Consider the following 21,256-nt stretch of genomic DNA (forward strand, 5'->3'; position numbering starts at 1 on the left):
AATTAAAAAAAGCGCCGAAATGGCGCTTTTTTTACTCGATATTTACATTAATACTTTGTCGATACTGTTTGGGTGTTTGTTCAAACTGTCGCTTAAAGGCTTGACTAAATGCAGTTTCAGAAGCATAACCCACCTTATGGGCAATTTGCTGAATATTGAAGTTGCTGGTTCTGAGTAGTTGGACCGCGAGCCGTAAACGATGTTGCTGTAAATAAGCCAGTGGCGTTTCGCGTAGCACACTCTGAAACAAACTGGCAAATTTTGAACGCGACATACAGCATTGATCTGCTAGTGTTTCGACCGTCCAAGGCTGTTCGGGATATGCATGAATTGCCGCTAGAGCGCTAGACAATTCTGGATGTTTCAGTGCAGTAAGCCAGCTTTCTTGATCGTCAAGCTGTGCAATATAATCGCGAACACATTCAATAAAAAGAATACTCATCAAATGATCAAAAATTTTATCTCGACCCGGTTGAATCCGCTGCGTCTCGAGTGCCACAAAATACAACCCGACGCGTAGCCATTCAGGCCCAGTCGAACTCATGGCATGATGAATATGAAGAAATGCAGGTAAAGCATCGAGTAGTGGCCCAGCCATATGCATATCAATATGACTACGCACAGTAAAGATCAGGGCGTGTTCATTTGATCCAGAGCCGAATTCAATCGCGTCATTGAGATGACCATTGAATAGATGATCAATACTCATGCTGTCAATCAGCTTACTCTGCCTGTCATTCGAGACGTGATGTGCTTTTCCAGAGGGAATCAGCACAATATCGCCTGCCTGTGCTTCGACCTGCGTGCCATCGGTGATGTAAAATGTTGCACTTCCCATCAAGATGATATGAGTCACCAATGCATCTTGTGCACCGCAATGAAAAGCCCATTCACCTTGGGTTTTGAGGTATAAATATTCAGACTTATTTAAATGAATATCATCAAAGATTTTACTCAGTGCATCCATACCGCGTTTCAGATTCTTTTTATGTCTTGATTATATTACGTGATTTTCTCATCTACATGTGATTTTAGGTCATTGAAATGGATGAAAATGCCAAAGACGTTTAAATAGGTTTTTTGGACGCATACGACTGTTTTAACGGCGCAGAATACATAATCATAGCTTTAACACAAGGCAAGAAAAAGAAAGGATGCACAATGAACGCACCAGTGAAAGTGGACCCGTCTTTAGAAGACGCCATTCAGGCAACTAAGTCGATGCGTGAGATTGATCGCAAACGCTATTTATGGATGATCAGTCCTGCGCTTCCAGTTTTGGGTATCGGAATTTTGGCAGGCTATCAATTTTCTCCTCGTCCGATCAAAAAGATCTTTGCATTGGGCGGTCCATTACTTCTGCACGTAATTATTCCGACGATTGATACGCTGATTGGCAAAGATGCCAGTAATCCGAGTGTGGAAGAGATCAAACAACTCGAAAATGATCCCTATTATGCTCGGTTAGTCAAAACATTCATTCCTTTGCAATATATCGCCAACGTATATGCTTGCTATCTAACGAGCCGTAAACAAACATCGTTTTTAGATAAAATCTTACTCGGCATTTCAATGGGGGCGATTAATGGCATTGCCGTGAATACAGCACACGAATTAAGTCATAAACAGGATCGCATTGATCATCTTTTATCACATCTGGCTTTGGTTCCGACTGGCTATAACCATTTTCGGATCGAACATCCTTACGGGCACCATAAACGTGCGGCAACCCCAGAAGATCCCGCGTCATCGCAAATGGGAGAAACCTTTTATGAATTTTGGCCACGCACCGTATTTGGTTCACTTAAATCTGCGATCGAAATTGAAACAACGCGTCTAAAACGTAAAGGCAAAAAGTTCTGGTCGAAGGAGAATGAACTGTTGCAAGGCTGGGGTATGAGTGCTGCTTTTCACAGCAGTATGCTGGGTATATTTGGTAAGGGGACACTGCCTTATTTGGTGACTCAGGCATTTTATGGCATTAGTTTATTTGAAATTATTAACTATATTGAGCATTACGGCCTATTACGGCAGAAAAAAGAGAATAGTCAATATGAAAGAACCATGCCTGAGCATAGCTGGAACAATAATAATATTGTGACCAATTTATTTTTGTACCAGTTACAGCGTCATTCTGATCATCATGCTTATCCAACAAGACCATTTCAGGCGTTACGCCATTTCGATGAAGCACCTGAGTTACCGAGCGGATATGCCAGCATGTTATTGCCAGCCATGATTCCACCACTTTGGTTCAAAATGATGGATCAGCGTGTGCTGGCGCATTATAAAGGCGATTTATCTAAAGCCAATATATATCCTAAACGCCGTGCCAAATTGTTTGCAAAATTTGGTCTAACCGATCCAATGCAATCATCTGAATAAATAAAAAAGCCTCATTAGAGGCTTTTTTTAAACTTAAAAAATTGAATTACTTGAGCTCGCTGGACGATTTACCGAGTTCTCGCCGTGCAATAATGAGTAACTGAATTTGTTGAGTTCCTTCAAAAATATCCAGAATTTTTGAGTCACGCGCCCATTTTTCGAGTAGTTCATCTTCGTTATAACCCAAACCTGCCGCGAGTTCGACGCATTTTAGGGTGATTTCATTACAAATCCGTGCAGCTTTGGCTTTTGCGATTGAGGCCTCTTTCGAGTTGGGTTGTTTATTGTCAGCCATCCATGTCGCTTTAAGGGTCAATAAACGGGCCGCTTCCCATTCAGCTTCCATTCGATAGACCTGCGCCGCCAAATGAGAAGTCTGTAAATAGGGGGTGCTGTAATGTGAATCGAGATGATCTTTTAACAGTATTTTAATGCGCTCAAGTGATGCCTTGGCACATCCTATGGCCATAGCAGCAACCAGTGGGCGGGTGTTATCAAAAGTTTCCATAACTCCTGCAAAGCCTTTGGCAACATCGATCTCGGCATTGCCAAGCAAGTTTTCGGCACCAATTCGACAATCGACAAAACTAATTGCAGCGGTATCTGAGGCCTTAATTCCAAGTTTATGCTCCAGACGTTCAATGGTCATGCCCGGCGTACCTTTAGGCACCACAAACGACTTAATTGCAGCTCGACCCAGCTTTCGATCCAGTGTTGCCCAAACCACCACGGCATCAGCACGAGCACCCGATGTTACATATATTTTCTCACCATTTAAAATGTAGTGATCACCGTCTTTTACTGCGGTGGTTCGAATGGCAGCGGAGTCGGAGCCACAATTGGGTTCGGTAATGGCCATTGCAGCCCAGATGCCTTTAAAGCGTTTCAGTTGTTCGTCATTCGCTACTGCTGCAATTGCAGAGTTACCAAGTCCTTGACGCGGCATACTGAGCAGTAATCCGGTATCGCCATAGCACATTTCTATAATACCGAGTGCGGTTGACATATTGGTGCCGTTTCGAATGCCTTCTCGATTTTCATCGCCGCGTTTGCTCGCACCCGCTGCGCCTGCATTGATTCCGTCACCACCTTCATTCATGCCGTCAATCAGTGAGGCAATCATATCGAGTTCTTTAGGATAGGCGTGCTCAGCTTTGTCATATTTACGTGAAATGGGGCGTAAAACATTGACTGCGACATCATGCGCCTGACTGACCATCATTTTAAATTTTTTGGGAGTTTGTAAGTTCATGGCATATCCTTTCTTCTGCTTGTCGTGTGTTTATGCATGTAAGCCCGAGTGAACAATCGCAGTTGCGCGCAAATCTCGATACCAGCGTTCGACAGGATGTTCTTTGGTAAAGCCATGACCGCCCAGAATTTGCACGCCATCTGTGCCGATCCGCATGGATTTTTCGGCACACAATAAACGAGCCAAGTACGCTTCACGATGAAAGGATTGACCAGCTTCTGCAAGACTGGCCGCATTCCAAACCAGCATCCGCATTGCATCAATCTCTATCGCCATATCGGCCACCATAAATGCCACACTTTGACGATGCGAGATAGGTTCGCCAAAGGCGATCCGATCATTGGCATAGTCAATACAATAGCGTTTGACCGCCTCGCAAGTGCCAACTGCCATGGCACACCACATCAAGTTACCCAAATCGACAAATGCACTGTAGTCAAAATCATCGTCACCTAAGCGCTGGGCAGGGGTCTGCTGAAACTCAAGTGTTATCGTTTCAGTCGCTTTTAAACCCATCGCCGGCGATGACTTTATGGCAATGGTGTCACTTCGCTCAACTACAAATACATCGGGCTGGCCCTCAAGCATGGCACTGACGAGGTAAAGATCGGCATGCTCACCTAAAAGCACCAGTGTTTTTTGTCCATCCAAGTAAAAATGGTCACCTTCACGCTTGGCTGTCGTTTTAAGCTGGAACGGATTAAATGCGGCAGTATTCTCTTGAGTTGCAAAAGTGGCTTTTAACTGACTATCTTCAGCAAAAGCGGATAAATAACGTGATTGAATGCTTTGTGATCCCCAGCGAGTGATCGCATTGATGGCACTAAAGCTGCTTAAAATCCCTGCGGCTAGACTAAAATCACCTTGCGCCAGATCTTCTGCAATTAAAATATTACTCACAATATTTTGCTCACTGGCTACACCTCCTGCAGCTTCGGGAAGGGCGTAATAATTCAGGCCAAGTTCATCTAGATATTGCCAAATAGTTTCGGGGAATTGTCCGTCATGATCAGCTTGATGTGCATGTATATAGAGCACTTCCTGTGCAAATTTGCGCATGGCTTCGCGCGTCATGGTTTGTTCTACGGTCAAACTCAAATCAAATAAATCTTTGTTTTGCCGAGGCAGGCGCTGTCGATCAATTGAGTTGGATTTAAACGTTTTCTGCGCTTTTGAAAGCGCCTTAAAGCCTGTTTTTGAACCTTGATAAAGTGATCGCTCTACAAACTTTCTAAGTTTGAGTTGATCAAGTACGTCACTTCCTGCAAGTTTGGTAATCAATGATAGTCCTAAACCTTGCGCCTTACTCACCATATTTGACATTGCAAACTCCGTTGCCCTGAAGGGAATACGAACTATGCTGACATGCTGCCCAAGTAAAGACTATGTCATGGATGACAGGTGAAAGAATTTAGATTAACGGTAAAAGACAATTTTTTATATTTATAAGTATATGAATATTATGGAATTTAATCGATTTTTAAAAATGAGCTTTTAACGGAATTGACTAGGATGACAAATGTCATCCTAGTCAATTGAATCATTGAACAAATTTTTGAATCATACGGCGAACATTGGTTTTGGCTTCAATCACGGTCATAAAGGTATATGCACCAATGAATTTGCGGCTGATAAACATAAATTCTTTTGGCGGTACAGAAAAATAACGCGAGGCCATCGATTTGCTGGCTTGTTGCATCACACGGCTATGTAGCTGGCTTTTTTTCCAGTCATAGCGGTTATCCTGATCCATCAGACCTTCTGGCATGTCTGGGTTATTTTGTGGTGAACTAAAAGCTTCAGTTGCCAGCAAGAAAACCTTGGCCATATCTGGCTTGATGCTTTGCGGGATTGAGTCAAAGAAACCGTAACCTGTCATGGCTGCAACCATTTCTTCACTGCTGTGATGATAGCCAGCCTGAATCAAATTACGTGCAACGTTGAGCAGATGATCATCGAATTGGCGGATCGCACCAAAATCGAGTAAAACAATTTTATCGTTGATGTCATCGCCGTTGCCCAAACGTACCAAATAGTTGCCGAAGTTTGGATCGGTCTGCATTTCTCCCCATTCAAAAATCTCGCGGACAGCAATTTCAAGAGAAGCTTCACCCAGTTGATTACGGCGTTCTTGTGGCAAAGACAACATCACGGGGCTATTAATTGGGACGCCACGTTCATAGGTCATGCATAAGATTTTGCTGGTACAGTAGCGATCGACAATTTGAGGAACAACATAACGGGGATCGCTTTTTAAGCGCTCTGCAAAGCGACGCGTAGTTGCAGCTTCAATATCGTAACTCACCTCACGGTGCATCATTTCTCTGACTTCTTCAAACCACTGATCAAACTCACGTGTTTGCGGCACCATGCGGGTGAGTTTCAGCATGTTTTTAAACAGGCTCATATCCGAGTCAATGGCTTCGGCCACACCTGGATACTGAATTTTTAATACCAGTTCTAGACCGTCAGATTTACGTGTTGCGCGGTGAACCTGTGCCAATGAAGCGGTACCGATAGGTTCATGATCAATGATAAGATCATCTAGCTTACTGCCCAGTTGTGTTTGTAAATGCGATTTGATTGCAGGCCAAGCCAATGCGACGGTCTGGTTATTGAGGGTATTGAGTGCCTGAGTAATTTCCTCAGGTAGAAAATGCTCGCCGTACAGTGCCATCATCTGGCCGATTTTGACGATAGAGCCTTTCAGCTTGCCAATTTCAGAAACCAAATAATTGGCTTGTTCGGTCATGGCTTTTTTTCTTTTCTTTTCCTTTTCTGCTTCACTTGAAAACATTGAGCTTGCACTTGCAGTGGCCCAGCGCGTGCCTGCGAGGAACGAGGCTTTTGCGATCGATAAGCGTCGATCCATCGAAGAAGTTTTTAAATTCTTAAGCTTATCGTTCTGATTTGACATATAAAATCCTTTGCTGAAACACGCAGAAAAGTAATGAAGACAATTGTAACGAATACTACAGGCTCTAATCGTATTAAAACAGTCATAGGCTGTTTAAAAGATGAAAAGTATTACTGCAATCAGACGCTGAAACTTGAGGGTATCGTATTTTAAGGCAATTTTGTAAGTGAATAAAACTGAATTGTGATGAACTGCAGTCGATTTATCTGAATTCATTCAATTTTTTCACCAAGTATTGTTATTCAGTATCCAGCTTGACTACATCGCATACTGAATCTTGATCTGGTGACGCTGTTTGAGTTGAACCTTGTTGGCTTCAATATGCTTGGCAATCATGCTCTTGACCGAATCGTGAGTAAAACCCAAGGCGTATCCTTTTACAATCACAATACTAGGGAGTGTAAAAAAGAAGTATCGCGCATCGTCAAGTGAAGGCTGATCAAAAATTTTGTGTTCTTGCAAGGTTTCGCAAAAGAACGTTTTTTCATTTTGCACATGATGTGAAGCGTCGTCATTCCAGTACTTTTCACGCATTGCCATAAGATTATTATGCTTATAACTCATATCGGATGTACCTCTAGATGGATCAATCAAAACTTATCACATTATTCGCTCAGATGAGTTTAATCAACTCAATGTGAAATCTTTGCGAAGCGTGTTGGTCCGCTGTTGATGAAAGTCTACAAGTAAATGAACAGACTATAATGAGTAAATTACAAAGAAAAAAATACAGTGATGAAGATTAAGCCATGAACATGGTCAGGTTTAAGCTACATCACTGTATGGCTGAAATCATGAATTATTTTAATCGTTGAGTAGTTTTTCTGTATTGCCGCGTTTAACCGAATAGCGGCTATAAAAATAAATCACGAGCCCGAGCAGGTACAAAATACCAGACAACAATAACAAAGACAGACCTGCAGCATATAACAGCCACACCGCATATAAGGTTGCGATACCGGCAATAAAAATATGTTTGCCACGTTTGTGGCGTGCAGATTCTTTCAGATAAAAAGCAGAAACCAAAAAGTAAGGCAACAGGATCATGACCGATGAGATCAGTAAAAGCTGGGTGTAGTTTTTATTGAAAAAACATACTGCAATCAATGAAAGCTGTACCACAATCGAGGTCAGCCACAATGATGTAATCGGTACATTATTGGTATTGGTTTTTAAAAAACTTTTTGGAAAAGCGCCATTTTTTGCAGCCAAAAATGGAATTTCGGTTGCAAACAAGGTCCAGCTTAAATAGGACGAAGAAACTGAAATAATCAGCCCCAATGTAATGACAATGGTACCCGGTAAACCAATCAATTGCGCAAGAATACTGGCCATAGACGGATTATGCATGCCTGCAATCTCTGCACGCGTATTGATACCGTATGACAACACCGTCACCATGACATAAAAGCCTAGTGCCAATAACACACCCAGTAGAGTTGCTTTACCGATATCGTTTCTACGTTTGGCGCGCGACGAAAGGACAACGGCGCCCTCGATACCTGTAAATACCCAGAGCGTAATCAGCATGACATCACGCACTTGTTGCCATACTGGCATTTGTAAGGATGTATCGAGAAAATTTAATTTGAATAGTTCAAGCTTGAACGCCACAAACGAAAACAAAATGAATACGACAAGTGGCACAATCTTGGCAATTGTTGCCAGCAAATTGACCAAAGCCGCTTCTTTAATGCCTCGACTCACGAGCCAGTGCACAAGCCAGACAAAAATGGATGAGCCAATAAGCGCATATAGGGTATTGCCTTCACCAAAGTAGGTATGTTCAGGCGTATCGGTAAACATACCCACCGCAGAAAAAGCAATGACCACATAGCCAACAATCCCGACAGTGGTACAGAGCCAGTAACCCCAGGCAGAACAAAAGCCGATCAAATCGCCAAAGCCTTCGCGTGCATAGTTGTAAATCCCGCCGTCCAGATCTGGACGTTGACGGGTTAAATGTAGCAAGGATATCGCCAGAAAAATAATACCGACGCCAGTGATCAGCCATGCAAACAGTAAAGCAGAACCATTGGCAACAGCAGCCATATTTTGTGGCAGACTAAATACGCCTGAACCGACCATGGAACTAAACACTAAGGCGGTGAGGGAGAGTAAACCAATTTTAGAAGTGGACATGCGGCTTAGTCTTGAAAAAATTGAGAGAGTTTCTGAATATGTTCAGGACCAATACCACAGCATCCCCCAATCATACTGGCGCCAGCATCTTGCCATTGTTTGGCAAATTGTAAATACGCGTCTGGATCTAAGTCTTTACGGATTTCATCTAGACCATCATTGGCTGTGGCTTCACTGTTTTGTGGCGGAAATGCATTCGCATAGGCACCAATTTTAATGGTGTTTGGAATGAGTTCACGAATTTCTTGAATCGCTTGAAGAATGACTTCTGGCTGACAGCAGTTGAACAGTACGGCACTGACATTTAGTGATTTAATCAGTTCGGCAGTTTCTGCGATGCTTTCGCCAGAACGTAGCTGTGCAGCAGGAAGCGCCTGATCATCTTGGAGGGTAAAGGAAACCCAGAATTCACGACCGTCTTGAGGTAAAAGCTCACGAACAGTACGAACTTCTGCCAAACACGACTGAGTTTCTGCAAGCCATAAGTCAACGTCAGGCGACAATGCTTCAATAATAGGGCGTGCCAAAGTGGCTGCTTCATCTGCCTGAAATAAATCGGCGCGGTAAGAACCAAAAAGTGGAGGAAGACAGCCCGCAATTTGCACCGCAGCGCCACTTTCTTCAACTGCACGTTTGGCCTGAGTAGTGGCAACCTTGACTAAATCAGTGACCTCTTGATCAAAACGGTCTTGACCAATATGAAAAGGTACAACTGCATAGTTGTTGGTGGTAATGACTTCAGCGCCTGCACGAATAAAATCTAGATGAACCTGCTTCACAATATCAGGTGCTTCGGTAAGTGCCAAAGCTGACCATTCAGGTTGTCTAAAAGGTGCACCACGACGAGCCAGCTCGCGCCCAAATCCGCCATCTAAAATTTTCATAAGATCTCGAATACAAAAAAAGTTGATTATAGAGGATATAAGCACCGCCACCTGTGTAAAAAATTGACAACTGGGGGTGTACTTATAAAAAAATAAGCAATTTATATGAATATTTTAGATAAAGAAAGATTAATTTGGTTCAATCCTCTTAATGAAAGATGACCCAGATTCATCGATCAATTTCAAGTGCATGACCTCTGCAATTGAGATACAACTGCTGATTGTGCCACGCGATTTGTCCCGATACGATGGTGGTGGCGACGCGATACTGAAAACTTTTATGCTGAAAAGGGGTCCAGCCACAGTGCATGTAAATCGGCTGCTCGGCAACGGACCATGGATTTTTTTCGACTAAAACCAGATCGGCCCAATAACCTTCTCGAATATAGCCGCGCTCTTTAATTTTAAATAAATCGGCCACGCGGTGTGAGGTTTTGCTGACCATATCTTCGATACGTAATTGGTCTGCCGCAACCAGCTCAAGCAACGCAGGCAGGGCATGCTGAACAAGGGGTAAACCTGCTGGTGCATTGAAGTAACTGTTTTGTTTTTCATCCCAAGTGTGCGGAGCATGATCTGTACCAATAATATCTAACAAATCACTTGATGAAACAGCTTTAATCAAGGCATCTCGATCAGTTTTTGTTTTGATTGACGGGTTACACTTGATCAGATGACCGAGCTGGTCGTAATCTTGGGCATCAAAATGTAAATGATGAATACATACTTCAGCTGTTATGTGCTTTTCATGAAGCGGTTTATTTTCAAAAAGTGATAACTCTTTGGCTGTGGTCAGGTGCAGTACATGCAATTGCGTCTGATATTTTTTTGCCAGCTCGACTGCCATTTTTGAGCTTGCATAGCAGCAAGCTTCATCGCGAATCAGTGGGTGAAAATGCGCAGGAACATTCTCACCATATTGCGCCCGATACAGCGCCTCATTGGCAGTAACAATGGGGCTAGATTCACAGTGCGTGAGTAAAATAGTGGGAACATGAGCAAATAAAAACTCAAGCGCTTTGGGATCATCTACCAGCATATTGCCAGTAGAAGAACCCATAAAGACTTTCACGCCGCTGACCAGCTTTGGATCGAGCTGCTCAATGATCGACAGATTGTCTGCACTTACACCAAAATGAAATGCATAATTGCCATGACTCGAGCGGGCTGCAATTGCTTTTTTGGCATTCAAGGCATCTAAGTTTAGCGTAGCGGGCTTGGTATTGGGCATGTCCATGAAGCTGGTAATGCCACCTACAGTTGCTGCTGCCGACTCAGAGGCAATAGTGCCTTTATGTGGCGCACCCGGATCACGAAAGTGAACCTGATCGTCAATCATGCCGGGCAGTAGCCAAGCGCCATTGGCCTCGATCTCTTTTGCACGATGTATGCCTGTAATCGAGGACTGTATTTTGGAAATACGGCCTTGCTGAATCAAAACATCACAAAATTGGCTATGACCTTCATTGACCAGATGTGCGTTACGAATAATCAGGTTGGGTAAGGCATTAAAACTCATTGGATAATGCCTTATATCCTTGAACCAATTCGATGTTGGTGGTCACCACACTTTCTGAAAATTCGGTAATCGAGACGTCGATTGGAGGATACGCCGCCAAGTCGGTTTTGGCGTTGATATAACTCATGGCAGGGACATAAAAGTTAGGCGGTAAATCACGACCATCGACAACGGCATTATGACGAATGGCACTGTTGTTACCGATTTTGCAATTAAATAGTACACTGTTAAAACCGACAAAAACACGCGCACCGATGACGCATGGCCCATGAATAATCGATCGGTGCGCAATTGATGAGTTTTCACCAATTTGAACGGCTGCTCCGGCTTTTGAATGAATAACCACACCGTCTTGAATATTCGAATTTGCACCGATCACGATCGGTTCCATATCACCGTTTTCATCGGTTTCATCTGCACGAATGACAGCGTAAGGCCCAACAAACACATTGGCGTGAATGATGACTTTGCCACAAATGATGGCAGTCTGGTCAATGTAGGCAGATTGATGAATTTGCGGCAAATGGCCTGATGGGTTTTTACGAATCATAGTCAATATTATTAAGCAGTGAATGAATGGGAGTTACAGTGGTCTGTATTATTGTTATGTTATAACATAACAATAAATTCAATCAAGTCATTCAATCCTTAAATTTTGGCCTAAAATGTTGTTTATTCGTGCTTTGATTCAGAAATGGGCTTGAATTTTAATTGCACGCATAATCCATTTAAAAGATTAGACGTCTTAAATTGCATAGATGCATCGAGTGACTGCAATGCAGTATTGACAATCGAAAGCCCTAAACCACTCCCTATTGCATTATGCTGAGTTTTTTCTAAACGAACAAAACGTTGCAACACATGGTTGTATTGATGCTCTGATATTCCCGGGCCATTGTCGTGGATATCGACACAGATCATTTCATGATCGTATGAAACTAAAATACAGACCTGATTTTTGGGTGGGCTGTATTTAATGGCATTATCGATGAGGTTGATAAATATACTTTGCAAGGTATTGGGGCGCGCCAAAATCATCACTTGCTCGAGAGCGGGCTCAATACTGACTTGAATTTCGATTTGTTTTTTACGCGCATTGGCCAATAACTGACCGACACTTAAGCGAAGTGCATTGACCAGATTGAGTGACTGTAGTGGCTCATCTTGCTGAATTTCCTGATGTGCCAAACTCATGAGCTGATCGACCAGATGTGACATGCGTTTCAGACTCAGAGATAGATCATTCAGATTTTCTTGATAAAACGGATGATCTTGTGGTGTTTTAAGTAAAAGTGAGGTTTGTAGCTTTAAAGCAGTCAGTGGCGTTCGAAGTTCATGAGCAGCATTGGCAATAAACACTTGCTGTTGATTTTTTGCCTCATCAATGCGCTTAAACAAATAGTTGAGTTCATCTATGGCTGGGCGGATTTCCATAGGCAAATGATCAATTTTGACCTCTGACAGATCGGTGTAATTGCGCTCTGAAAAGGTACTACGAAGTTTGGTGAGCGTTTTAAGGTGATGACGAATCAAACGATATACCCCATAAATACCAAATGGCATAAAAAAGATATACGGAATCAGCATGTTAAATGCCAATTCTTTGGCCAGATGTCGCCGTACTTTGATTAACTGACTAATCTGAATTTGCTTGTCTTTGGCAGGATACACATAAATTTTAAGTTCGCCGCGGATGGTTTTTTTTCTTGTGAAATATGGGGTAGAGGAGTATGGCAAAATATAGTCGTATTGTTGGCTTAGTTTTGCAAGTTCGGTATCTTTAATAATATCAATAAAGACATCGGTTTCATCATACTCAGCTTTAGGATCATAAGTAGATAAGCGTAATGACAAGTCGTTTTTATCGAGAAATTCCGCCATTTCCTGCATTTGGCGATCGATTACCTCCTGAGATTCTTCTAGTGCAATTCGATACGCCGCAATTCCGATAAAAAAAAGCAAAAAAATACTGAAAAGCGAAATGCTCCACGTCATACGTTGGCTGAGTGGTTTTTCGCGATAAAAGGATCGAAGCTGACTGAACCTGAATTTCAGGCCTCGGTGGTCATTTGTCTGTGCTTTCAACACAATAGCCTAAGCCTCGCACATTTCGGATAAAATCTTTCCCTAGCTTTTGTCTTAAATTATGAATATGGACCTCAATGGTATTGCTGTTCACTTCATCATCGCAATCGTAGAGTTTTTCTTCGAGCATATTTTTAGAAAAAATCTGATTGGGATACATCATCATCGGTTCTAAAATGGCCCACTCTTTATTTGAAACATTAATGGGCTGGCCTTCTTTGAGTAGTCGATGTGTATTTGGAAAAAGCTGAATCTGACCCACTTTAAAACTGATTTCACTTAAAGAGGAATAATTACCGCGTCGCAAAACGGATTCAATCCGTGCCACTAACTCATCAAAATCGTAAGGCTTGACGATATAATCATCTGCGCCGAGCTTCAAACCCTGAATCTTTTCTTTACTCTGATCGCGGGCACTGATAATAATCACTGCCAGCTTGTTTAGCTCCATTTTTTTACGAATGTGCTTGAGTACGTCTAGGCCGTCAAGTTCCGGCAAGCCCAAATCGAGTAAAACCAAGTGATAAGTCTGGCGAAATAAAAAATCGAGTGCCTCGATGCCATTTTTGGCCCAATCGACTTCAAACTTCTCATGCTGAAGCAGTTTGAAAGTCGTTTTACCGATCATGACATCGTCTTCTATGTATAAAATTCTGATCACGCTACAGTTTACCTCTGCATTGAGCGGTCAAATCCAAGCTTGAATCCAATACCTGTGTTCGAATATGCAACAAGCCCAACACGGTTGGAAACAAATTATCTTGACTGACCGGATTATTTTTTTGTCCGTTTAAGCACTGCTTGATTGTTTGTTGCTGTGGCCATGTCGTTGAAAACCAGAATAACATAGGAATGTGCGTTTGTTCTTTCGGCGCCATAAAATAAGGCGTACCGTGGAGATACAATCCATTTTCACCAGTCGATTCACCGTGATCCGATAAATACATCAGACCTGTCGAGACCGGTAAAGCATCGAGGGTATGAATCAATGTACTCAGTACGTGATCGGTATACAAAATGGTGTTGTCGTAGCTATTGATCAAGCTTTCGCGTGAGCAGTTTTGAATGTTGTTGGTGTCACAGGTCGGCGTAAATTTTTTAAAAGCAGCAGGGTAGCGTTTGTAATAAGCTGGCCCATGGCTCCCTAGTTGATGCAATACAATCAATTGATCTTTTTTGAGCTGTTTTAAGTCGAGCGCTTTAAGATAATCCTTTAAGGCATCGATTAAAATTCCGTCATAACATTCGCCGTCTTTACACTGATTTTTGTAACGTGGATCATCTTTAGGCGAGATGTAATGTTGTATACGATCACATGCACCTTTGCAGCCCGAGTTGTTATCAATCCATGTCACTTCATAGCCTGCGCGCTGCACAATATCTAACAGGCCTTCACGATGACCCGCCAATGCTTCATCATACGCGCTACGCTTCATGCCTGAAAACATACACGGCACTGAAACTGAGGTTTGCGTACCACAAGAGGAGGCTTGAGTAAAATTTACCAGATCAAGTTTACTTAGCTCTGGATTGGTCGGTTTGTGATAACCATTTAGGCTAAAGTTTTCTGCACGCGCTGTTTCACCCACCACCAGCACCATAATTTTAGGTGCATGTGCACCCACAGTATGTACGATGTGTGCATCTTCACCGTATTTGACCAAAGGCAGATCGCGTTTTTTATATTGCCGGCGGGAATAACTCCAGCTACTCGAGATCACATTTAGCGGTGAAATCTGTGCTTTAAGCTCTCTATTTTCGCGAAAGATCGGCGCATATTGGCTATAAAAAGAAAAAAGCCCAGCACCTATCATAAAAAGTGCTACAGCCAAGCTGCCGAATTTACCAATCAACAAATGCTTAAGGTTATTTGCTGGCTTGATTTGAATAAATAAAAGACCAATTAAAGGTACCACAATGATTTTAAGTACCCATAACAACAGGGGTATAGAGAGCAAATCCAAAGCTTCACGCGTATCGGTTTGCATGACATTTTCAATCTGCGCGGTATTGATATTTACACCGAGCTGATTGACAAAGTAAGAGGTTAACCCCGTTAATACAATCATGATCACAGCGACAGTTTTGGCAGATGCTCGCCAACTGATCAATTGTAAAAAGATAAAATTTACGCCAGCAATCAGTAAAAATGTGGCACTCATAAACAGTACTTGCATCAAACCGTCAAATGCACTGAGCTGCAAAACTTTATGATAAAAACTGCCATTGGTAAAACTGGCCAACCAGCAAGCCAGAATAGCATTAAAGGTGTGTATCGAGACACGCCATTGTTTGTTTGGTGTTAAAGCGGCAAACATATTTTGGTCTTTAAATGTTCATTGAGATTCTAGGTATATTAGAAAACTCAAAAATTAAGAAAAAATTAGATTTAGAATGAATTCACGATCTTCTCATTGTTAGAAGTTACATATTTTCAAGTGCTTAATATAAGAAAATGGCCATTTTGATCGATCTTTTGTCTTGTAAAAAAGATATTTGAAAATTTTTTAATGATCATTTGTTTTTAGGTTTTTGTTTTTTAAAGATTATTTAAAATATTGATGTCTGTCATTGAGATCTTTTAATTGGATAAGTTTTGTGCGCTAACGCAAGATGAAACTAGATAAAACAACACTCAAAGGAATTGTGTGATGAAAAAAGTTCGTATTGCATTGGTGGGTGGTGGTATTGCGGGAGTCGCGCTTGCAGCCAACTTATTTAAACAGCCGCATTTAGATGTTTGCTTATATGAAGCAGCACCTCAATTTTCTGAAATTGGTGCCGGAATTTCATTTGGCGCGAATGCGGTTCGTGCCATTGAGCTACTTGGTTTGGCTTCGCAATATACCGCGATTGCAGATCAAGTATCTGCGCCATTTCAGGATGTATGGTTTCAATGGCGAAATGGCTATAACGATGATTATTTGTCGAGTTCAATTTCTCCTCAGGTTGGTCAGTCTTCGGTGCATCGTGCCGATTTCTTAGATGCTATTTTAGGAAATATTCCACAGCACCAGTGTAAGTTTAATAAAAAACTCAAATCGATTCAGGAGTACGATACGCATATTGAATTGAGTTTTGAAGATGGGACACGCGCCGAAGCCGATTATGTCATCGGTGCAGATGGTATACACTCCGCCACGCGTGATTATGTGCTGCAAACCCATCAGTTTGCTCCAGTACGTCCTAATTTTACTGGCACGTGGGCTTACCGCGGTATCATCAAAGCGACAGAATTTAGACAGGCCATTGTGGCAGCCGGCCTAGATGTAGAAATTGCCGACGTACCACAAATGTTTTTAGGCAAAAACAAGCACATTTTGACCTTTCCGATTCGTCAAGGTGAAGACATTAACATTGTGGCGTTTAAGACAAACGCTGAGCAACTTACGCTTGCAGAACATACCCCATGGACACGTGCGGTAGACAAACAGGAAATGTTGGACGATTTTCAGGACTGGAGCGAAAGCTGCCGAATTTTACTCGCTTTGATTGAGCGTCCGACCTTGTGGGCACTGCACGAACTGGCCGAATTGCCGACTTATCAAAGTCAGTCTGGCCGTGTCGTATTAATGGGAGATGCTGCGCACGCCATGCTTCCACATCAGGGTGCCGGAGCAGGACAAGGGCTTGAAGATGCACTCACGCTAAAAGTATTGTTTGAGCACACTGAGCTGACTGTTGAAGATTTACCGCGAGTTTCTGCAATTTATGAACAGATCCGAAAAGAACGCGCCTGCAAGGTTCAGCGTACTTCGCGTGAGTCTGGGCAAATATATGAACTTAACTCAGCGCTGTATCCAAGCTTTGAAGCAGTGGGTGCACATTTGCAAAACCGTTTTGACTGGTTATGGCAGCATGATTTAGCACAAGACATGTTAGCGGCCCGAGCAGCGCTATCGCCTGTTGCAACGATTTAAACCCTAAGAATTTGGCACAAGAGTGTTTTGAACGACTTGTGCCTTTAGCACAATTCTATTTTGAAAAAGTTGAATAAAAGTGTTTATGATAGGATTAAATTAAAATCATGGAAGATTCTAAAACGTGGACTTAAGTCTGATCCGTATTTTTATTTGTGTTTATGAAAATAAAAATATCAGTAAAGCCGCTGAGATTTTAAATCTGAGTCAACCTTCTGTTACCTATAATTTAAATCGATTACGTAAGCATTTAAATAATCCTTTATTTGAACGCACGCAATATGGTGTGGAAGCAACTAAATTATCGCATGAATTATATCCTGTATTTAAAGAGTCGATTTTAAAAATTGAAATAGCAGTCGATGAGGCATTAAATTTTAATCCACTCACTTCAAATAAAATCTTTCGAATTGGTTTATCAGATATTGGTGAAATTTGCTTATTACCGACATTAATCGAATACTTAAGAGCACATGCACCAAAAATAAAAATAGAAGTAGAAGAGATTAAAATTGATCAAGTCGAAAAATGGTTAATCGAAGGATTTATTGATGTGGCTATTTTTAATAGTACACATTTGGAGTTTAAGCATCTTGAATATGAGACTCTTTTTTTAGAGCGATATGTTGCACTGGTCAACATGAATCATCCGCGAATAGGAAGTACACTCGGTTTTGATGCGTATTTAAATGAATCTCATGTGGCGATAAAGTCATCTACCGGGCATACTCAGGTCGATCATGTATTAAAACTAATGGGGCATCAGCGTAAAATTGCTTTGGAAGTGCCTCATTTTGGAGTTTTACAAGGTGTGCTGGATAAAACAGATTTGATGGTGACGCTGCCCAGTCGTGCTGCACAGCAATATTTAAATCAATCCCATGTCCGTGTTTTGGAGTTGCCGTTTCAAATGTCTGAATTTTATGTGGGCTTACATTGGTTTGCCCAAACCAATGAGCCCCTTGCTCGGACATGGTTGATTCAAACCTGTAAAAAGGTTATTTCAGTTTTGTAAGACCGCGGGCTAAGCCCGGCAGTCTAAACAATTAATCATGACTGGCTTCAATAATTTTAGTCGCCAATTCCTGAGGGCGGGTAAACATTGCTTCATGGCTTCCACCCATTTCAACCAACTTGAATTCTCCAAGTCGGCTCGACATTTTAGGGTGCCAAAAGCCAGCAGGTAAAGCCTGATCTTCGGTGCAGTTCAGGTAGCTTTTTGGAATATTCAGCGTATAGAATTTTTTTAGATCCAGTCGATCATGAAAGGGCTGACAAGGCTCAGGCGTCAGCATCTTATAAGTTTCCTCGGCCATTTGATCATCTGCATCATTGATGAAAGCATGACGCCATACTTCATAAGGCAGTAAAACGGTGTTATCACCCGATGCTGCGGCCAGACTCGTAAACAGCTCGTAGTAGGCTTCCGGCATGTTATCAAACATATTTTCGCCGTCTTGTAAAACAAAAGCATTCCAGTAAATCAGCCTTTGAATGCGCTCGGGAATGACCTCGGCGACTTTTGAGATAATGGTGCCACCATAACTGTGCCCAAGCAGTACAATCTCACTAAGATCATGCTTTACGATATAATCCGCAATCGATTGACTGCACTGCGTGTGAGTCACATTCCGGTCGGCATTTGAGCCATGGCCTGCCACAGTAGGACAGTGCACGGTATGGCCTTGAGCACGTAAATGAGTGGCTACAGGTTCCCAGAGAGAGCCATCGTGCCATGAGCCATGAACAAGTACATATGTTGTCATTTTGATCGTCCTTTAATGTATTGATCGCGTTTAAAAGTCTTTTGAAATTCCGAGGGTAATCACATGGTTCTGATTACTTAAATGGGTACCTGTGCTGTTTCCAGTGCCATTTAAGGTTTTGTTCACCGCATATTCATAGCTAAGATTGAGTGTTGCAAAACCAAGATCACGGCCGTAGCCAATAGTCCATGATTGATTGGCGACGGCATTGGCATAAAAATTCACCAATGTGTCTTGAGTATCTACGACTGAGTCTGCATGGCTATAGCCAAAACGCAAATGATCATGAGGTGTGAGTTGATAATCCACGCCAGCTCGATAAATCGTTTGATTTTGCCAGTTAAAAGAACCTTTTTTCCCTAATCCATCAGCATCTTGCCAATTAAAACGTACGATATCGGCTGCTAGAGTAAGTTTTTGATTTGGTTTGTGTTTAATCCCGATTCCATAACGTTCTGGCAAATTAATTCTGCCTTCACTGCGTGCCAATAAATCATTTTTATAGTCATCGAGCTTCGAAAATTTCATTTCAGTGCTATAGCTCGCGCCAAGCCACCAATTGGGTTGAAATTCCCAAGTCGTACCTACACTTGCACCAATCCCATAGGCCCATTGATTACCATGGCTTTCTAGAAAAATAGGCGTGCCTTGTCCATCGACTCCTGCAAGTACACCTTTTGCCCTAAATTGCTGAATGCCTAAATCTAAACTCGCCCCCAAACTGAGATTCGGTAAAACCTTGTACGATACCGTTGGACTTGCCTTTACAATCGCCAGATTATCTTTGGCTTTATCGGCTGGAAACCCATGGATTGCAGGTTCATCATAGTCTACTGAAGCACCTGCACCCGTGAGACTTAAACCCCAACTTAAGCGGTCGTTATAATGCTGCACCAAAGCCAGACTTGGAATCGGAATGACTTTATTGGAATAAAAGCCTTCTGGTTGATTCAGTAAGGTTGCTTTAGAACGAATATTTAATAACGAAAGTTGGGCATCTGCACCACTGTTTTGAAAAGACAGATTGGCAGGATTATCATGAATCGACGTTCGATCCATACCTTGAGCAAGACTTACACCGCCCATAGCGCTTGAAACCTGTCCAGATCCAGTATTATAAACGCCATTAAATGCATAGCTTGATAACGGTATACAGCCGATCAGAACCAGACATAATTTATGAGGAAACATACTCAAAATCCTTGTATTGGATAAGTCAAACCATTTGACTTTTATTTATCTAAAATTATTTAGAGTATTTTAAATTTTAAATGATTGGTTTTATATTTTTAGTCATGTGAGAGTATATATTTATACATTATTGATATAATAATTTTATGGGTAAATTAAAAAGGTTCTTAATAAGAACCTTTTTAATTAAAAAATGATTATTTGGCTTGTGTATTGTTTTTTAACCATGCTCTTATTATATTGATCGTCTCTTTCGTTTTATTGAGTACGCCATACATTTCAAAAAAACCATGTACCACACCTTTTATTTCATGATATTCAGTATTTACTAAACTGCTTTTTAATTTTTCAAAATAAACACGACCCTGATCACGTAAAGGATCAAATTCGGCTGTTATAATTAATGTAGATGGAAGATGTTGGTGACTTTGAGCGAGTAGTGGTGAGGCAAGCCATTGATAAGCAAAATCTTCATTTTTCAAATAGATTTGTATCATCTTTGACATTTGTTCGGCAGATAGAGGAGGAGTGAGCTTCTGTTCTTCAAAGGATGGATATTTATTGTCATGTATTACGGTAAGATCAATACATGGGTAGATTAAAATTTGCCCTGCTAAAGAAGTTCTATACGTTTGTTCTTTAAAAGTGAGAGCAGTGATTGCTGCCAGATTGCCTCCTGCGCTGTCTCCTGCAACATATAAATGGTCTGGATGAATGCCAAGAGCAGATGCATGTTCAAAAATCCACTGTGTGGCATGAATCGCATCATGAGCAGCTTGAGGGTATGGGTATTCAGGCGCAAGACGATAATCGACACTAATGACATTAACATCTAGATCGTTCACCAAATGTCGACAAAGTAAATCATGCGTTTCGATACTCCCTATACACCAACCTCCGCCATGGAAGTAAATCAGTGTTTCACATGATTCACTATGCTGGCGTTGAGTTTTATACGATCTTAAGCGTAAGTTACCATCGTTTACTTGTATCCATAAATCTTCTACGTCTTGAAGTTCAATGAATTGCCCCGCGACGTGAGGACCAAAATTGAGATACCAGTTTCTCATTTCATTGATATTTGGATCATTTAGAGTACCAATATCAAATGCAGGTGCACCTTGAGCTTCAAGCATTGCAAAAAAATTTGCCAGTTGAGGATCTAAACTCTGTAACATGTATTAAAAATCCTTTT

The 21,256-nt window shown here is 41.8% G+C and carries 18 protein-coding genes; 3 read left to right on the forward strand and 15 right to left on the reverse strand.

All coding sequences use genetic code 11. The features are described from left to right. Nucleotides 1–31: 31 nt before the first annotated feature. Entirely contained in the window at nt 32–967 is a 936-nt protein-coding gene (locus L2096_RS08830) for an AraC family transcriptional regulator (RefSeq protein ID WP_212515490.1), read from the reverse strand. A 194-nt stretch (nt 968–1,161) separates the two neighbouring features. Here L2096_RS08830 and L2096_RS08835 point away from each other — a divergent pair, with 194 nt between their 5' ends. Next, nucleotides 1,162–2,385, forward strand: coding sequence for an alkane 1-monooxygenase (locus L2096_RS08835; RefSeq protein WP_250365240.1), 1,224 nt, complete (start codon nt 1,162–1,164; stop codon nt 2,383–2,385). Between the two features lie 46 nt (nt 2,386–2,431). On the opposite strand, the gene L2096_RS08840 is transcribed toward L2096_RS08835, so the two are convergent. From L2096_RS08840 to L2096_RS08890, 11 genes are all read right to left on the reverse strand, one after another. Further along, a complete protein-coding gene (locus L2096_RS08840; protein WP_025094889.1) occupies nt 2,432–3,637 on the reverse strand; it encodes an acyl-CoA dehydrogenase family protein in 1,206 nt (401 codons plus the stop codon). A 30-nt stretch (nt 3,638–3,667) separates the two neighbouring features. Then, nucleotides 3,668–4,951, reverse strand: coding sequence for an acyl-CoA dehydrogenase family protein (locus L2096_RS08845; protein WP_250365259.1), 1,284 nt, complete (start codon nt 4,949–4,951; stop codon nt 3,668–3,670). 226 nt (nt 4,952–5,177) lie between these two features. Next, entirely contained in the window at nt 5,178–6,554 is a 1,377-nt protein-coding gene (locus L2096_RS08850) for an ABC1 kinase family protein (RefSeq protein WP_025094891.1), read from the reverse strand. Between the two features lie 258 nt (nt 6,555–6,812). Continuing rightward, nucleotides 6,813–7,118: a hypothetical protein gene (locus L2096_RS08855; protein WP_025094892.1), complete on the reverse strand. Its 306-nt coding sequence runs from the start codon at nt 7,116–7,118 to the stop codon at nt 6,813–6,815. A gap of 240 nt (nt 7,119–7,358) precedes the next feature. Beyond that, on the reverse strand, nt 7,359–8,696 hold the full coding sequence (locus L2096_RS08860) for a basic amino acid/polyamine antiporter (RefSeq protein ID WP_004936887.1): 1,338 nt from the start codon (nt 8,694–8,696) through the stop codon (nt 7,359–7,361). Between the two features lie 5 nt (nt 8,697–8,701). Further along, the gene (locus L2096_RS08865) at nt 8,702–9,580 is read right to left on the reverse strand and encodes a homocysteine S-methyltransferase family protein (RefSeq protein WP_025094894.1); all 879 of its coding nucleotides are present in this window, start codon (nt 9,578–9,580) and stop codon (nt 8,702–8,704) included. Nucleotides 9,581–9,749: 169 nt separating this feature from the next. Further along, nucleotides 9,750–11,099 (reverse strand): dihydroorotase, encoded by a 1,350-nt coding sequence (locus L2096_RS08870; RefSeq protein WP_208477130.1) that lies wholly within the window; start codon nt 11,097–11,099, stop codon nt 9,750–9,752. Further along, nucleotides 11,089–11,649 (reverse strand): gamma carbonic anhydrase family protein, encoded by a 561-nt coding sequence (locus L2096_RS08875; protein ID WP_004946685.1) that lies wholly within the window; start codon nt 11,647–11,649, stop codon nt 11,089–11,091. The genes L2096_RS08870 and L2096_RS08875 overlap by 11 nt, the downstream gene beginning before the upstream one ends. A 122-nt stretch (nt 11,650–11,771) precedes the next feature. Next, nucleotides 11,772–13,094: a sensor histidine kinase gene (locus tag L2096_RS08880; protein ID WP_025094896.1), complete on the reverse strand. Its 1,323-nt coding sequence runs from the start codon at nt 13,092–13,094 to the stop codon at nt 11,772–11,774. A 70-nt stretch (nt 13,095–13,164) separates the two neighbouring features. After that, nucleotides 13,165–13,845 carry a response regulator transcription factor gene (locus L2096_RS08885; protein ID WP_025094897.1) on the reverse strand — a complete coding sequence of 227 codons (681 nt, stop codon included), beginning with the start codon at nt 13,843–13,845 and terminating at the stop codon, nt 13,165–13,167. A gap of 1 nt (nt 13,846) precedes the next feature. Continuing rightward, entirely contained in the window at nt 13,847–15,502 is a 1,656-nt protein-coding gene (locus L2096_RS08890) for a phosphoethanolamine transferase (RefSeq protein ID WP_250365241.1), read from the reverse strand. A 330-nt stretch (nt 15,503–15,832) separates the two neighbouring features. Between L2096_RS08890 and salA the strand changes: the two genes are divergently transcribed. Then, entirely contained in the window at nt 15,833–17,104 is a 1,272-nt protein-coding gene (salA, locus tag L2096_RS08895) for a salicylate 1-monooxygenase (RefSeq protein WP_250365242.1), read from the forward strand. Between the two features lie 124 nt (nt 17,105–17,228). Further along, on the forward strand, nt 17,229–18,119 hold the full coding sequence (locus L2096_RS08900) for a LysR family transcriptional regulator (protein WP_250365243.1): 891 nt from the start codon (nt 17,229–17,231) through the stop codon (nt 18,117–18,119). A 31-nt stretch (nt 18,120–18,150) separates the two neighbouring features. Here the strand turns inward: L2096_RS08900 and L2096_RS08905 are convergent, their stop codons facing one another. The 3 genes from L2096_RS08905 to areA all read right to left on the reverse strand — a co-directional run bounded on the left by L2096_RS08905 (nt 18,151) and on the right by areA (nt 21,239). After that, a complete protein-coding gene (locus L2096_RS08905; RefSeq protein ID WP_250365244.1) occupies nt 18,151–18,870 on the reverse strand; it encodes an alpha/beta fold hydrolase in 720 nt (239 codons plus the stop codon). Between the two features lie 30 nt (nt 18,871–18,900). Next, entirely contained in the window at nt 18,901–20,061 is a 1,161-nt protein-coding gene (locus L2096_RS08910; RefSeq protein WP_250365245.1) for an OmpP1/FadL family transporter, read from the reverse strand. Nucleotides 20,062–20,258: 197 nt separating this feature from the next. After that, nucleotides 20,259–21,239: a benzyl esterase AreA gene (gene areA / locus L2096_RS08915; RefSeq protein WP_250365246.1), complete on the reverse strand. Its 981-nt coding sequence runs from the start codon at nt 21,237–21,239 to the stop codon at nt 20,259–20,261. Nucleotides 21,240–21,256 lie beyond the last annotated feature (17 nt).

Origin of the sequence: Acinetobacter sp. ACZLY 512, assembly GCF_023614015.1 — a bacterium.
In the GTDB taxonomy this organism is placed as follows: domain Bacteria; phylum Pseudomonadota; class Gammaproteobacteria; order Pseudomonadales; family Moraxellaceae; genus Acinetobacter; species Acinetobacter soli.